14 protein-coding genes and 2 pseudogenes are annotated in these 13,506 nt (G+C 68.4%); 12 read left to right on the plus strand and 4 right to left on the minus strand.

All coding sequences use genetic code 11. The features are described 5' to 3' along the window. Window positions 1–600: 600 nt before the first annotated feature. The 6 genes from M2283_RS46300 to M2283_RS46325 all read left to right on the plus strand — a co-directional run bounded on the left by M2283_RS46300 (window position 601) and on the right by M2283_RS46325 (window position 6,161). Entirely contained in the window at window positions 601–1,536 is a 936-nt protein-coding gene (locus tag M2283_RS46300) for an SGNH/GDSL hydrolase family protein (protein WP_280882632.1), read from the plus strand. Window positions 1,537–1,641: 105 nt separating this feature from the next. Next, window positions 1,642–2,445 carry a response regulator transcription factor gene (locus tag M2283_RS46305; RefSeq protein WP_348538985.1) on the plus strand — a complete coding sequence of 268 codons (804 nt, stop codon included), beginning with the start codon at window positions 1,642–1,644 and terminating at the stop codon, window positions 2,443–2,445. A 9-nt stretch (window positions 2,446–2,454) separates the two neighbouring features. Then, window positions 2,455–2,928 carry a hypothetical protein gene (locus M2283_RS46310; protein ID WP_280882633.1) on the plus strand — a complete coding sequence of 158 codons (474 nt, stop codon included), beginning with the start codon at window positions 2,455–2,457 and terminating at the stop codon, window positions 2,926–2,928. Window positions 2,929–2,984: 56 nt separating this feature from the next. After that, window positions 2,985–3,916, plus strand: a protein-coding gene (locus tag M2283_RS46315) for an IS5 family transposase (RefSeq protein WP_432423234.1) whose coding sequence is annotated in 2 segments (ribosomal slippage) — window positions 2,985–3,321 and window positions 3,321–3,916 — 933 coding nt in all. Because the reading frame shifts where the segments join, the coding sequence is not laid out codon by codon here. Between the two features lie 439 nt (window positions 3,917–4,355). Beyond that, complete coding sequence (locus M2283_RS46320) at window positions 4,356–5,459, plus strand: sensor histidine kinase (RefSeq protein ID WP_280882634.1); 1,104 nt, start codon at window positions 4,356–4,358, stop codon at window positions 5,457–5,459. 45 nt (window positions 5,460–5,504) lie between these two features. After that, complete coding sequence (locus M2283_RS46325; RefSeq protein WP_280882635.1) at window positions 5,505–6,161, plus strand: response regulator transcription factor; 657 nt, start codon at window positions 5,505–5,507, stop codon at window positions 6,159–6,161. Here M2283_RS46325 and M2283_RS46330 read toward each other — a convergent pair. Together M2283_RS46330 and M2283_RS46335 are read right to left on the minus strand one after the other, a co-directional pair. Then, complete coding sequence (locus M2283_RS46330) at window positions 6,131–6,811, minus strand: DedA family protein (RefSeq protein ID WP_280882636.1); 681 nt, start codon at window positions 6,809–6,811, stop codon at window positions 6,131–6,133. The two genes, M2283_RS46325 and M2283_RS46330, sit on opposite strands and share 31 nt — an antisense overlap. Then, entirely contained in the window at window positions 6,808–7,533 is a 726-nt protein-coding gene (locus M2283_RS46335) for a class I SAM-dependent methyltransferase (RefSeq protein ID WP_280882637.1), read from the minus strand. The genes M2283_RS46330 and M2283_RS46335 overlap by 4 nt, the downstream gene beginning before the upstream one ends. A 123-nt stretch (window positions 7,534–7,656) precedes the next feature. Here M2283_RS46335 and M2283_RS46340 point away from each other — a divergent pair, with 123 nt between their 5' ends. The 4 genes from M2283_RS46340 (at window position 7,657) to M2283_RS46355 (ending at window position 11,234) form a co-directional block, all read left to right on the plus strand. Continuing rightward, a complete protein-coding gene (locus M2283_RS46340; RefSeq protein WP_280882638.1) occupies window positions 7,657–8,811 on the plus strand; it encodes a sensor histidine kinase in 1,155 nt (384 codons plus the stop codon). Beyond that, the gene (locus M2283_RS46345; protein ID WP_280882639.1) at window positions 8,808–9,458 is read left to right on the plus strand and encodes a response regulator transcription factor; all 651 of its coding nucleotides are present in this window, start codon (window positions 8,808–8,810) and stop codon (window positions 9,456–9,458) included. The genes M2283_RS46340 and M2283_RS46345 overlap by 4 nt, the downstream gene beginning before the upstream one ends. Before the next feature lie 246 nt (window positions 9,459–9,704). Beyond that, a complete protein-coding gene (locus M2283_RS46350) occupies window positions 9,705–10,139 on the plus strand; it encodes an NUDIX hydrolase (protein WP_280882640.1) in 435 nt (144 codons plus the stop codon). A 252-nt stretch (window positions 10,140–10,391) separates the two neighbouring features. Further along, a complete protein-coding gene (locus M2283_RS46355) occupies window positions 10,392–11,234 on the plus strand; it encodes an aldo/keto reductase (protein ID WP_280882716.1) in 843 nt (280 codons plus the stop codon). Between the two features lie 21 nt (window positions 11,235–11,255). Here M2283_RS46355 and M2283_RS46360 read toward each other — a convergent pair. Continuing rightward, window positions 11,256–11,459: pseudogene (locus tag M2283_RS46360) on the minus strand (IS5 family transposase); the annotation flags it as partial. Window positions 11,460–11,669: 210 nt separating this feature from the next. On the opposite strand from M2283_RS46360, the pseudogene M2283_RS46365 reads away from it, so the two are divergent. Next, window positions 11,670–11,939, plus strand: a pseudogene (locus tag M2283_RS46365) (ISL3 family transposase); the annotation flags it as partial. 106 nt (window positions 11,940–12,045) lie between these two features. On the opposite strand, the gene M2283_RS46370 reads toward M2283_RS46365, so the two are convergent. Further along, window positions 12,046–12,513 carry a MarR family winged helix-turn-helix transcriptional regulator gene (locus M2283_RS46370; RefSeq protein ID WP_280882641.1) on the minus strand — a complete coding sequence of 156 codons (468 nt, stop codon included), beginning with the start codon at window positions 12,511–12,513 and terminating at the stop codon, window positions 12,046–12,048. Window positions 12,514–12,717: 204 nt separating this feature from the next. Between M2283_RS46370 and M2283_RS46375 the strand changes: the two genes are divergently transcribed. Further along, entirely contained in the window at window positions 12,718–13,452 is a 735-nt protein-coding gene (locus M2283_RS46375) for an SDR family NAD(P)-dependent oxidoreductase (RefSeq protein ID WP_075028644.1), read from the plus strand. Window positions 13,453–13,506 lie beyond the last annotated feature (54 nt).

The following is a 13,506-nucleotide window of genomic DNA, read 5'->3' on the forward strand; positions in this document are numbered from 1 at the left end:
ACCCCCACCCCCCCCCCAAACGCGGTGGACAACCCCCCGTTTTGACAGGGGCGACCCCCCCAACCCCCACCCCCCCCCGGGGGTGGGGTTTCGGCCATGACGCCAGGGCGCGGCCCGGCCTCACCGCCGTTGCGAGGCCGCGGACGCCTGCGGATCAGTCGGCACACCCCGAACGCCACCCCGACACTGTCCGTGCAAACACCCGCATGCCCGGCATCGAGACCACCAGGCACGTCGTCAACTCCGGTTCGGTTCCACGGGTTTGATGCGAACGGATGCGCGCTGCGCCGGTATGCCTACGACATACCCGGCCGGCCTTGGTTGCACCTCCGCCGCGAGTCGACGTGCCTTCCTACCGCAGTACTACTCGGCACTGCCGTATTCGGTCCCGCGGTGCCGCCGACAAGCGCGTTTCCCCGCCTAGTTTGACGACAGGTTCACATACGCCCTCGTCCCCGCCGCCATCCGGGCAAACCTTCCGCCTCCCTCAGCCAGCCCTGCCGGTCCCGCTCCGGGCACCGCCGCCCATCCCCCGCAGCCCCCTTGCACTGCGGTGCCCGCCCAGCAGTTGGTCATCTGTGACGACGACAGGAGAAACCCATGGGACCGTATGCACGCACAGGTCTGGCCGCAATCGTGAGCTGCGGTGTTCTGCTCACCGCCGTGCTCGTCGCACGGCCGGACGACGACGCCGAAAACTCCGGGAGCGAGCATCCGCAGCCCGGACCCTACGTCGCTCTCGGCGACTCCTACACCTCTGGTCCGAAGATCCCCCGACAGTCCGGAACCCCGGCCGGATGCGACCGCTCCGACCACAACTATCCCGCGGTGGTGGCACGCCAACTCGGCGTCACGGCCGCTGACTTCCGTGACGTCAGCTGCAGCGGCGCCACGATCACCGACCTCACCGCGCCGCAGAAGACATCCAACGGGACCAACCCCGCCCAGTTTTCGGCCCTCTCGAAGCGGACGCGACTGGTCACCCTCGGCATAGGCGGCAACGACATCGGGTTCGGTTCGACGGTCACGAAATGCGTCACGATGGGAGCGATGTACCGTGCGATCGGCAGCGGCCGCCTTTTCTCTGACAATGCGCCCTGCAAAAAGCAGTACGCCGACGGCGGCACCGACGAAGTGGCACAGAAGATCCAGGCAACCGGCCGAAAGCTGTCCGCGGCGCTGGCCGAGATCGAACGGCGTGCGCCGAAGGCCCGGGTCTACGTCGTCGGCTATCCGGCGATCCTGCCCGCCGAAGCCAAGGGCTGCGGCCGGGAGCTGCCCCTCGCGCCCGGTGACGCGACCTACCTGTACGACAAGGGGAAGCAGCTCAACACCATGCTGCGCGGGCAGAGCGAAGCCGCCGGAGCGACGTACGTCGACACCTACTCCCCGTCCGTCGGACACGACGCCTGCTCCGCGCAGAAGACCCGCTGGATAGAGCCCCTCCAGCCCAGCAGCCCGGCCGCCGCCGTCCACCCGAACGCACACGGCGAGAAAGGCATGGCCAATGCCGTGCTCCGGGCGATCGGCGACTGAGTTCCCAAAAGGCAGGGATCTTCCAGCCGTTGGCGACCGACCGGCCCACCCGATCCACCGCGCTCGTCGCCGGTATGCCCCACATACAGGGAGAACCCCGGCAGCGTGCTCACCGTTCTCATCGTCAACGACCAGGAACCTCGACGCCTGGGCTACCGCCTCCTGCTGGATTGCGAGCCAGACCTGAGCCCGGTGGGCGAGGCGGCCGGCGGTGCCGAGGCGGTCCGCACGGCCACCCGGCTCCGCCCGGACGTCGTCCTCATACACATCCTCAAGCCCAGCACGGACTGGATCGACACCATCGGCCGCCTCACACGCGGTGACAGTCCACTCCACCCCCGCGTACTGGTGCTTACCCCTGTCGGGCTCGACGGGTACGCCTGGGCCGCGCTGGCGGCAGGCGCTGACGCACTGCTGCCGGAGAACACCGCCCCGCACGAGGTGACCGCGGCCATCCGCGCAGTGGCTGCCGGAGGTGCCGTCATCACTCCTGAGCTCACCCGCCGGCTCATCGACACCGTACGACGGCGGCCGCCCGCTTCCACGGCCCCCGCGGCACAACGGATTGGCACACTCACCGAACGTGAGCGCCAGGTTCTTGCCACCGTGGCCCGCGGCTGGAGCACCACCGAGATCGCCGAACACCTGTCCATCGCCCCGACCACCGTCAAGTCCCACATCGGTCGCATACTCACCAAGATCGGCGCCCGCAGCCGCGTCCAGGCCGTTGCCTTCGCCTACGAGGCCGGCCCGCCGCTCTGCGCACCAGTCGCTCGCCGCTTCCTTCGCCCGGTCATAGCGACGTTGCGAGGTAGTACCCCGGTACTAGGACTTGTCCGGGCGATCTCTGAGGCAACGGTGCCTGACGCCTGTGAATCTCGTTGTCGAAGGTCTCGCCGAGTGAGGTAGAAGGGCGGTATGGATACCGCTGTTCTTGAACAGATGCTGGACGAGACCTTCGATCACGCTGTCGTGCACCACGGGTACACCAACTACATGCGCGACTACGAGGTCATCGTCTACGCGACTGCGGATCCCCGTACCGGCGTCACGCCGTCCCACCTGCGGTATCTCTTTCGGTACTGCGTCGAGGCCCGCTGCGAGACGTCCGTGTCGGCGGGGACCTGGCGGGTTTCTTTGGACGACCGGCTCATCGAGTCCGAGACGGGCGTCGACCTCGACGGTTACGTCTGGGGCGTGAAGTGGCACTGCCTGTACCCGGGAGCCAAGCTTCTCCCTGAGTCGGAGGCGACCCGCCGCTGGTCGAATGTCCTCGGGATCGACTTTCATGAGGTCCGCATTGAGACCAACGCACACAACCTGACCTTGCTCTTCTCGGACCTTCAGGTGAGCGAGATCCCGGTCGGATACGCACCCTTCGTCACGAAGTAGGGATCAGAGTTCGAGTGATCTTGTGACCGGCATGCGTCCGGGTCGTTCTTCCTGCCATGGGGCGGGGTGATCTGAGTGACGCGGAGTGGGAACGGCTGCGGCCGTTCCTGCCTGTCAGCAACCGGCGTTGTGGCCGGTGGCGGGACCATCGGCAGGTGATCGACGGGATTCTGCACCGGGTGCGGACCGGCGTGCAGTGGCGTGACCTGCCTGAACGCTTCGGGCCCTGGAAGACCGTCTATGAACGTCACCGGCTGTGGGCGGCCGACGGAACGTGGGAGCATCTGCTCCAACAGGTCCAGGCCGCGGCCGACACCGCGGGCGAGATCGACTGGGATGTCTCGGTCGATTCCACCATCGTCCGCGCCCACCAGCACGCGGCCGGCGCCCGCACCGAACCGCCACCAGCCCTCGCCTCCAAAGGGGCAGAACCGAACGAACACCAGGGCGAAACGCCGTGGCAGAGCCTCGTCGCCCGCCTGGTGGAGGTGGTGCAGGAGGTGAGGGCCTGGGTCGCTCGCGCGGCGGGTTCACCACCAAGCTCCACCTGAGCGCGGACGGCCGCTGCCGCCCACTGTCCCTGATCGTCACACCAGGTCAGCGGGCTGACTGCACGCAGTTCAAACCGGTGTTGGAGAAGATCCGAGTCCCGAAACCCGGGCCGGGCAGGCCCCGCACAAAGCCCGACAGCATCGCCGCAGACAAGGCCTACAGCAACCGACCTTGCCGCGATTACCTACGGCGCCGGGGCATCCGGCACACCATCCCGGAGAAGACCGACAGCCAGGCCGCCCGCCTCCGCAAAGGCTCACGCGGCGGACGACCACCCGGCTTCGACGAAGAGCGGTACAAGAAGCGCAACACCGTCGAGCGGGCCATCAACCGGCTGAAGCAGCACCGGGCGGTGGCCACCCGCTATGACAAGCGCGGCTATGTCTACCTTGGCACGGCCACCGCGGCAGCCCTCACCATCTGGCTCCGAACATGATCGCCCGGACAAATCCTAGTCGGCGTCGCCGCATTTCCACCCGCGGTGCCGTGGCGTCGGCGGATACCGGTTCTAGGTTTGAAGCCCGGGCAGGACGACCACCGAAGCCGTGCTTTCTTCGGCCGTACGATCATGGAAGAGCGGTCGGCACCGGTCGGCGTTCTTCCCAGTCGCCGCCCGTTGGACCTTCCCCCGAGGGCCGGCGGGCGGCTCGCCTGCACCTCGAAGGGCACAGACCTTGACCCCCACTTCCCCGCAGGATTCCCGGCCCGGCCGACACGTTCCCAAGCTGCCCGAGGCACTGACAACCGATGATGAGCAGCGTGTGATCGTGTCCATCATCGCCCGGCTGTCCTCCTGGCGGTGGGCGGACCGGACCCGCCCTTGGGTCCGACGGTGGGGCGTACCGCTGCTTTGCGCTGGCCTTGGCCTGCCGTCCATGCTCGCCTCCGCCGGCGAATCCGGGGTCGTCGAAGAGCTGGCCCTCACGGTCGCCGTGGCCGTTCCGCTGCTGTGGCGGGAGCGCAGGCCCATGCTGGTCTTCGCGCTCATCACTGCCACCGCTGTGCTGACGGCCTGCACAGGGTCCCTCCACGGTGCCAACGGCAACGCCAGCGCCGACGTCGCACGCCTCGTAGCCCTGTTCAATGTGGGCCGCTTCGCCACCCCCGGCCAGGTGCTCATCGCCCTGGCCATCTCCCTGATGCAGCTCGTGGCCTGGGCCGCCGGGCTGTGGGGCGACGGCCAGGCAGAGTACGCCGCACGCCCGGAACTCCTCATACTGCTGGGGATGGTGACGGTGACGGCCATCGCCGGCCTCGGCCTCGCCACCCGTCTGGTGAACGTCGTCATCGCCGCCCTGCAGAAGGAGAAGGACCAGCAGGCCCGCCTCGCCGTCGCCCAGGAACGCGCCCGCGTCTCGAAGGAGATGCACGACATCCTCGGCCACACCCTCGCCGTCATCGTAGGCCTCGCCGACGGCGCCGCCGGCCTCACCGAGACCAAGCCCCAACGCGGTGCCGAGACCCTACGAATCATCGCCGACAGCGGCCGCGGCGCCCTGGCCGAACTACGCCGTCTCCTCGCCGTCATCGGCAACGACAACGACCGGCAACACGAGGCCCCGCTCGCCCCGCAGCCCGGCCTCGCCGACCTCATCCCGCTGATCGAACGCGTCCGCACCGCCGGCCCCAGCATCACCCTCGGCGCCGACGGCGACCTCGCCGCGCTGGCCCCCGGCCTTCAGCTCACCGTGTACCGCATCGTCCAGGAAGCTCTCACCAACACCCTCAAGCACGCCGTCGCCGACACCTCCGTCAACGTCCGGGTAACCGTCGGGCACGGAACGGTCCACGTCGATGTCGAGGACACCGGCCCCCTCCGCGCACCCCACTCCCGAAGACGAAGCACCGGAAACGGCCGCGGCCTGATCGGCATGCGCGAACGCGCGGCCATCTACCAGGGCCAGGTCACCGCCGGACCCAACCGTGAGGGCGGCTGGAGCGTCCACGCCCGTTTCCTGACCCCCCGCCCTCCCCCGTGAGCAGGGAGGTACCCCCATCCACGACCGGAACGGAGAACCCCGCACATGACCACCGTGCTCATCGTCGACGACCAGGCTCTGCAACGCCTCGGCTTCAGCATGCTCCTGGAGCAGCACCCCGATCTCACCCTCGTCGGCGAAGCCACCCACGGCGCCGAAGCCGTCCGCATGGCCGCAGAGCTGAAGCCCGATGTCGTCCTCATGGATGTCCGCATGCCCGGCATGGACGGCATCGAGGCCACCAGACGCATCATCGCGTCCGGCGGCCGCTCCCGCATCCTGGTCCTGACCACCTTCGACCTCGATGAATACGCCTACGACGCCCTGCGCGCCGGAGCGTCCGGGTTCCTGCTGAAAGACGCCCTTCCCGACGAGCTCGTCTCCGGCATCCGCGCGGTGGCCGCCGGAGACGCCGTCATCTCGCCCGGTCTGACCCGCCAGCTCATCGACGCCTTCAGCAGCCGTCTGCCGGGCTACACACCTGAACAGCAACGGCAGCTGGCACGCCTCACCAACCGCGAACGCGAAGTACTCACCGCCATCGCGACCGGCTGGAGCAACACCGAGATCGCCGAACGCCTCTCCCTCGCCGAGTCCACCGTCAAGTCACACGTGAGCAGCATCCTCACCAAGATCGGGGTCCGGGACCGGGTCCAGGCCGTGATCTTCGCCTACGACACCGGCCTCGTCAGGCCTGCCTGAGAATGGCCGCAGGACGTCGTGGCGGGCTCGGGCGCCGGTTCCTGGGCCGAAGGAGACGGGCGTCGTCCTCTTCGCCACAGCAGCGAGCCCCCGCTCGCCATCAGAGCGACCAGGGCGAGGGCAGGGCCGCCCAGCGTGAGGACGCGCTGGAGAGAGGTCGCGGCGGCGTATCCGACACCCGCTTCCGCTGTGGCCCACACACAAGCGGCGACGACGCTGTACGGAGCGATGCGCCGGTAGGGCACGCGGGTAGCGCCCGCGGAGTGCGGCGCGAGGGTGCGCACCACCGGCAGGAAGCGGGCCACGAAGACCGCTCGGCCGCCATGGCGCGTCATCAGGGTCTCAGCCCGGCCCCACGGGGCATCCGGAACGCGACGCCCCATGCGACCTGCGCGCAGCCGGTCACCGAGGAACCTGCCGGTGCGATGGGCGAGAAAGTCACCCGCCACCACGGTTCCGGCCGCGGTGGCGATGACGAGAAAAAGGTTGACCTGGCCGGTGCGGGCCAGCGCGCCGGCGGTCAGGAGCAGGGTCAGCGTCGGAACGAAAGCGCCGATCAGAAGGATCGACTCGGCCAGGACCGCAGCAGCCACCACCGCGTACGCCGCGGCCGGCGGGAGGTGGCCGAGGATGTCGGAGAGCGCGTTCACCGCCGCGCCTCGACGGACTGCGGTTCGGCCTGGTCCGCGGAGACCAGGGGGCGCTGCAGATGCCAGACGTAAGCGGGGGGAACGTTGGCCCATACCGTCCAGAGGCCCGTGGCGTAGGTCCGCTGATAGGTGGCCATGATCTCGTCCACGGCGGCGTGGCGGCGGGCTTCGGCTCGCGACGCCGTCAATGCACGGGCCCTGCGGGTGCCCAGGTAGGCGAAGTACGTCAGCGTGCCGCCGGGGTGGAGGAGCTCCAGGTAGCGGGCCATGATGTGCTCGACCTGCGCGGGCGTGAAGTTGGTCAGGGGAAGCCCGGAGACGATGACGTCGTACCGCTGGTCGGTGTCGAGCTGCTCGACATAGGTCTGATGCACGTTCACCTGCGCAGACGTGGCTGTCAGGTGCGGGTGCGCGGTGACGAGAGTGCGCAGTCGCGCGGCGAAACGCGGGTTGGCCTCGACGATGTCCAGGCGGCTGCCCCGGGACAGCTGCGGTATCAGGGCCCGGGTGACCGGGCCGGTGCCGGCGCCGGCTTCCAGGACTGCCAGCGGGTGGGGTGTCTGAGCCCGTACGGGTTCGGTGAGCACGCGGGCCAGGGCCTTGCCGCTGGGGGCTATGGCGCCCGTGGTGCGCAGATCACGGGCTGCTTCGATCAGGAACATCCAGCTTTCGGCATTGCGCTGCGTCAGGACACGGTCGTGGGAGGTGGTCCGGTCGTTCATGGAATCGACGCTAGAAAGCCGCGATCGTCATGGGATCCGTCGTTCTGCGACGGCGTCCCCCCACGAAAGTAGGGGGTGGACGTCATCGATCGTCGGACGGAACAGCGCACCGGGCTGCCTAGGATGGCGCAGGTGAGCAGCAGAGAAAACCGCAGATGGGCGGCCTACGGGCGGGGGGCGCTCGTGGCGTTGTGCGTACTGGCCGCAGTGGTCAACGACGCGGCGCTCCAGGGGCACTACCTGGCCCCCGTCATGGCCACAGCGTTGGTGTGCGGAGCGGCTCTGCTCGTGCCTCGGCTGCGATGGCCCGCTGCGCCGGTGTTGGTCACCGTGGCCACGGCATGGTGGGGAGTGCTGCTGCTGCCCATGCTGGCAGTCGTCCTGTACGACCTGGCCGTGGACCGCCGCGTGCGGATGGCAGCGGGCTGTGGTGTCGCCGCGCTGGGCGCCAACCTCCTCAGCTACCGGGCCACCTCCCTGTGGACAAGCCAGTCCTACGCGTCCACGGTGCTCCTGCCGGTTCTGGCCGTGCTCGTCGGGCTGTGGCTGGGCAGTCGCCGCCGCCTGCTCCGGGCGCTGGCAGCCGACGTCGAGCACCTGAGCGTCGAGGCGCAGCTGCGCGAGGATGCGGCCCGCGTCGCGGAACGGTCCCGTATCGCCGCCGAGATGCACGACGTCCTGGCCCACCGCCTGAGCCTGATCGCCCTGCATACCGGTGTCCTGGCCACCAAGAGCGGCACACTGCCCGCACCGGTCACCGAGCGCCTCGGACTGCTGCGCACGACGTCCGTCGAGGCCCTCACCGATCTGCGCGAGGTTCTCGGTGTGCTGCGCGACCCCGCCGCCACGCCGGCCAGCGCCGCCCTCACACCGATGATGAGGGAAGTAGGGGAGCTGGCCGACGAGGCGCGCGCCGTCGGCCAGCACATCGAGGTGACCACCGACGGCCTTCCTGAGCAGGCTCCCACCACTCACCGCCTGGCCGTGTACCGCATCGTCCAGGAGGCACTGACCAATGCCCGCAAGCATGCCGACGGCGCTCCGGTGACCGTACGCATCGGCTACGGGCCGCCCGCCACACTCGTCGAGGTCACCAACCCCCCTGGCACTGCCCGCACGGACACCGTGGGCAGCGGCTACGGGCTCGTCGGTCTGCGCGAACGCGTCACCGCCCTCGGCGGGCACCTGAGCTCCGGACCGGCCGGCGCGGGCGCCTGGCGGCTGGCCGCACGCATCCCCCACCCCGCCGGCATCGAACAGAACGGCACCCGCACATGATCCGCACCATGATCGTCGACGACGACGCCCTAGTCCGCCTCGGCCTGGCCGACCTCCTCGACGGCGACCCCGGCATTGAGGTTGTCGCCCAAGCCTCCGACGGCCTGAAGGCCATCGATCAGGCCACCGCCCACCGCATCGACGTCGCCCTCGTCGACGTACGCATGCCCCGCATGGACGGCATCACCGCCACCGCCCGCCTGCGAGCCCTCCCCCACCCGCCGAAGGTGATCACCCTGACCACCTTCGACCTCGACGAGTACGTCTACAACGCCCTCGCCGCCGGAGCCGACGGCTTCCTGCTCAAGGACACCGACCCGGACGAAATACTGCGCGCCGTCCACCTGGTGGCCGCCGGCTCGGCCATGCTCCACCCCTTCGCGGCCCGCCGTCTCATCGACCGCTACCACGCGGCCAACCAGCCCGAAGCAACCGGTGCCAAGGCCCGGCTGGACCGGCTCACCCCCCGCGAACGCGAGGTGCTCGCCCTGCTCGCCCACGGCGACACCAACGCCGACATCGCCGCCCGCCTCGCCATGCGCGAGAGCACCGTCAAGGCCCACGTCAGCCGTGTCCTGACCGCGCTGGAAGTCACCAACCGCGTCCAGGCCGCCCTGCTGGCCCGTGACGCGGGACTCACAGCCTGACCGGCGGAGGCAGGGAACACGGAAGGCGAGGTCCGACAGCCTCGCCGCGGGGCCGAGGCTGTCGGTCTGGCTTCCCTTCATGTACGGCAGGCGCGCGACCGAGCGGTCGCCGCCGTTCTGGACAGCGAGGCGCTGCGCGCCGTCGACCTGACCTCGCTGGGGCCGCCGCACGGCCTGCCCCATGCGGAATCGCGGCTGCGCTCCGCATAGCCAGGGCCTATGAGCGCGAGGTTAGGCTCACCGGGCATGAGCACTGAAGTGACGCGTGACGCCTCCGTGGTTGTGGCCCGCGACGCGAAGGGGCTGGTAGCTCTGCTGACCGCCAGCTTCCCCCGTCACGGGGGCGAATTCCTGTTCCTCCCCGGCGGCCGCTTCGAGCCCGGCGAATCCCCGCTCGAATGCGCCCGCCGTGAACTTCGAGAGGAAGCAGGAGTCACCGCAGAACAGTGGCACCCACTCGGCGCATACGCGATCACTCTCGGATCTGCTGCGCGAGTCCATTTGTTCGAGGCCCGTGAACTCACCATCGGTGCACAGGAACTCACAGAGACGGAACAGGACTTCAACCTCATGTGGTGGCCGATGGACGACGCCGTGAAGACCGTCCATGAGGGGAGATTCCTCCTGCCCGCCGGCCCTCTGGCTCTTCTCTTGGTCGACGACTTCCCCGGCGACAAGTGAACTTCCTCGACTGACCCGAGATCGTTGACGGACCGCAAAAGGAACCGATGGCACGGGACGGCTGTCCCGTGCCATTCCACTGCCGCTGGTTTCGTGGTGACCAGTTTGAGGGGCATCACCGGGACGTCCGCTTAGGGCGTGTATCGGTAGTGGATCTTGGGTGTGAGGTGCCTGAATGCTTCAATTGGCCAGTGAGCGGCCGGGTATGGTCGGTTGTCGAGGGGGAAACCGATGACGTCAGACACACCGCGCATGTCCGGCACGCCGAGCACGTTCTCTATCGGGGGTGACTACCGGGTATCCCGGCTCGGTTTCGGCGCCATGCGCTTGCCGACCGGGCCCGGCTCCGACCGGGGCACCGCCATCGCGGTGGCCCGGCGTGCCGTCGAGCTGGGCGTCACGCTGATCGACACCGCCCACATGTACGGATGGGGAGCCAACGAGGAACTCCTCGCCGAGGCCCTACACCCGTGCCCGGACGACCTCCTGATCGCCACCAAAGCCGGGATCACCCGGTCCGGCCCTGACGGGTGGGCGCACGACGCACGGCCGGAGAGCCTGCGCGAGCAGGTCGAGCAGAGCCTGCACCGGCTCCGTATCGAGCGCGTCGGCCTGCTTCAGCTGCACCGGATCGATCCGACGGTCCCCTTGGCCGAACAGATCGGCTCGCTCCACGAACTTCAGCAGGAAGGAAAGATCGGACACATCGGGCTGTCTGAGGTCACTGCCGAGCAGCTTGCCGAGGCCCGGCAGACCGCTGATATCGCGAGTGTGCAGAACCGCTATAACCTCCTGGACCGAGAGCACGAGCCCGTCCTCCAGGCGTGTGAGGCCGCGGACATCGCTTTCCTCCCCTGGCAGCCGGTCGCCGCCGCAGCCTCCGGCCCGGCACCCGCGGTACACGCCGTCGCTACCGAACTCGGCGCCACCGCACCCCAGGCCATGCTCGCCTGGCTGCTCGCTCGGTCCCCGGTCGTCCTGCCCATCCCCGGGACCAGCTCGCTTGCCCACCTGGAGGAGAACCTCGCCGCGGCAGACCTCCAACTGACCGAATCCCAGCGGCAGCGCCTCGACCGTACGGCGTTGCCCGCGTAGGGCGTATATCGAATGTGCTGGTCACAGCCACTCGTTGATGGCTGCGCCGAGAACGGTCGCCTCGTAGTGGACCGCGCGCTTGTCGTAGCGCGTCGCCACAGCGCGGCGCCTCTTGAGCCGATTGTTCCCGCCCTCGACGGCATGGCGCGCCCTGTAGTCCGTCTTGTCGAATTTCGGCGGCCGACCGCCGCGGGAGCCCAGATTCTTGCGGTTTCGGGCCTGATCGAGGGTCAGCGAAGTTAGGGGGGTCGGCTGGAACAGCGCTCCACTTGGCCAGTCGGAGATGGGCCATATCGAATGAACCAGTGGCCAATCTGGCTCTTCACAGATGAGAGTGTGGTCCTCGCCGCTGGGACCGGTGCGTCGGTGACGGGATAGTCGTCGAGGTCTCCCGAGGATGGACGTTCTCACACTGCCCATCTGGACGCTCTCGGCATGCCCGACGCTACCGTCGCGGCGCGCCCCGATCATGGGTTCACGCGCGCTGATCTGACCACGTTCTGCCGTCTCGATGAGCTCGGACTCGAGGTGACCGGCCAACGTCTCGCACCCGACCGGGCCGTGCTCGCCTGTCGGGTCCTCGAACCCGACCAGTGGTGCCGCTGCTGCGGTGACGAGGGGACCGTGCGTGACACGGTGACCAGGCGGCTCGCACACGAGCCGCTCGGCTGGCGGCCCACGACGTTGGCGGTCACGATCCGCCGCCGCATCGCGCGGTCCCTGTCGCTCGAAGTCCCGACAGCGGACGACAGCCGCTGACCGGTCTCGTGTCGCCGGAAGAGAATAGCGATCACAGCGATCCGGATTTCCCTCAGCTAGGGCCTTCTGCGTTTTCGAGCTTGGCCCAAATCCGGGTGATGGCAGCAATGTCATCGTCGTCGAGGGGATCGACGAAGTATCTCTTGACCGAATCCTCGAAGGTTCGTCTGACCGTCTCGGCGAAGTGCCGTCCGCTTTCGGTGAAGCTGATGAGCGACACCCGCCCGTCGCCTTGGTCGGCGCCACGCTGGAGGTGCCCGGCATCGATCAGATTCTGGACCAACCGTGATGCTCGAGTGGGGCTCACGCTGACAAGTTCGCCAGACAGAACTCGAACCGACTGAGGCTCGGTTTCCAGGAGCCAGCACAGGATCTCGACGGTGCTGAACGAGATCTTGTGCTGGTCCATCAGCGCGGCGTCGATCCGCCCGGTAACTGTGGCGTGGGTGAACAGCAGCGCAAACCAGCCCTTGACCTGGTCCGGGGAGATGATGCGCGGTTGCGACACGGGTGCCTTCACACCCAGCAGCATACCCGGAAACTGAGTGCCCTCCCATTTAGGTGCGCGCGCACGCATCTGGTACGGTGAGCGTGTAGTCACGAACGGGAGAACAGTCCCGTTTGCGGAGCGCTTCGCACAACCGGCGCGTACTCGCCGACCCGCGTGCCCCGCAGGGTCCGCGCACCGTTCGGCCGTTTTGCCGACAGAAGGATGAAGGTCAACATGCCCAAACTTGATGGCAAGGTCGCCGTGATCACTGGAGCAACCTCTGGGATGGGGTTGGCGACGGCCAAGTTGTTCGTGGCCGAAGGCGCCGACGTGTTCATCACCGGACGAGACAGGCGCCGACTGGATGAGGCGGTCGCCTCCATCGGCCACAACGTGACGGGCGTACAGGCGGACTCGGGAAATCTCGACGACCTGGCTCGCTTGGCCGAGACCGTGCGGGAGCGTCACGGACGAGTCGACGTCCTATTTGCGAGCGCCGGCCTCGGATCGGTTTCGGACCCGCTGGGAAGCATCACCCCGGATACGTTCGATGCGCTGGTGGGCGTGAACTTCCGCGGCACTGTGTTCACCGTTCAGTACCTGCTGCCGCTGATGAGCGACGGTGCGTCGATCATCCTGAACGGCACGACCAGCGCGACCAAGGGCATTCCCGGTGCCGGGGTCTACTCGGCGAGCAAGGCCGCCGTGCGTTCACTCGCCCGCACCTGGGCCGCGGAGCTGAAGGTCCGCGGCATCCGGGTAAATGTCGTCAGTCCCGGTTCGATCGACACCGCGCTCTTCAGCACCGTATCCCCCGAGATTCGGGAGCAGATCACCGCCGCCATCCCGCTGGGACGGCTGGGAAGCAGCGAGGAAATCGGGGCTGCTGCGCTGTTCCTGGCCTCCTCAGACGCCAGCTTCATCACCGGCGCAAACCTAGTCGTCGACGGCGGGTTCAGCCAGATCTGACAGCGAGCGACGACCAGAGAAGCGCCTCATGTCGGCGCTCCGACCTAACCGCAC

Source organism: Streptomyces pseudovenezuelae (assembly GCF_029892565.1).
GTDB classification, from domain to species: domain Bacteria; phylum Actinomycetota; class Actinomycetes; order Streptomycetales; family Streptomycetaceae; genus Streptomyces; species Streptomyces pseudovenezuelae_A.

Bases quoted from the DNA above. Each gene is read 5' to 3' on its own strand.
- M2283_RS46300 (WP_280882632.1), top strand. From the start codon at position 601: ATGGGACCGTATGCACGCACAGGTCTGGCCGCAATCGTGAGCTGCGGT.
- M2283_RS46310 (WP_280882633.1), top strand. From the start codon at position 2,455: ATGGATACCGCTGTTCTTGAACAGATGCTGGACGAGACCTTCGATCAC.
- M2283_RS46320 (WP_280882634.1), top strand. From the start codon at position 4,356: ATGCTCGCCTCCGCCGGCGAATCCGGGGTCGTCGAAGAGCTGGCCCTC.
- M2283_RS46325 (WP_280882635.1), top strand. From the start codon at position 5,505: ATGACCACCGTGCTCATCGTCGACGACCAGGCTCTGCAACGCCTCGGC.
- M2283_RS46335 (WP_280882637.1), bottom strand. From the start codon at position 7,533: ATGAACGACCGGACCACCTCCCACGACCGTGTCCTGACGCAGCGCAAT.
- M2283_RS46340 (WP_280882638.1), top strand. From the start codon at position 7,657: ATGGCGCAGGTGAGCAGCAGAGAAAACCGCAGATGGGCGGCCTACGGG.
- M2283_RS46345 (WP_280882639.1), top strand. From the start codon at position 8,808: ATGATCCGCACCATGATCGTCGACGACGACGCCCTAGTCCGCCTCGGC.
- M2283_RS46350 (WP_280882640.1), top strand. From the start codon at position 9,705: ATGAGCACTGAAGTGACGCGTGACGCCTCCGTGGTTGTGGCCCGCGAC.
- M2283_RS46355 (WP_280882716.1), top strand. From the start codon at position 10,392: ATGTCCGGCACGCCGAGCACGTTCTCTATCGGGGGTGACTACCGGGTA.
- M2283_RS46375 (WP_075028644.1), top strand. From the start codon at position 12,718: ATGCCCAAACTTGATGGCAAGGTCGCCGTGATCACTGGAGCAACCTCT.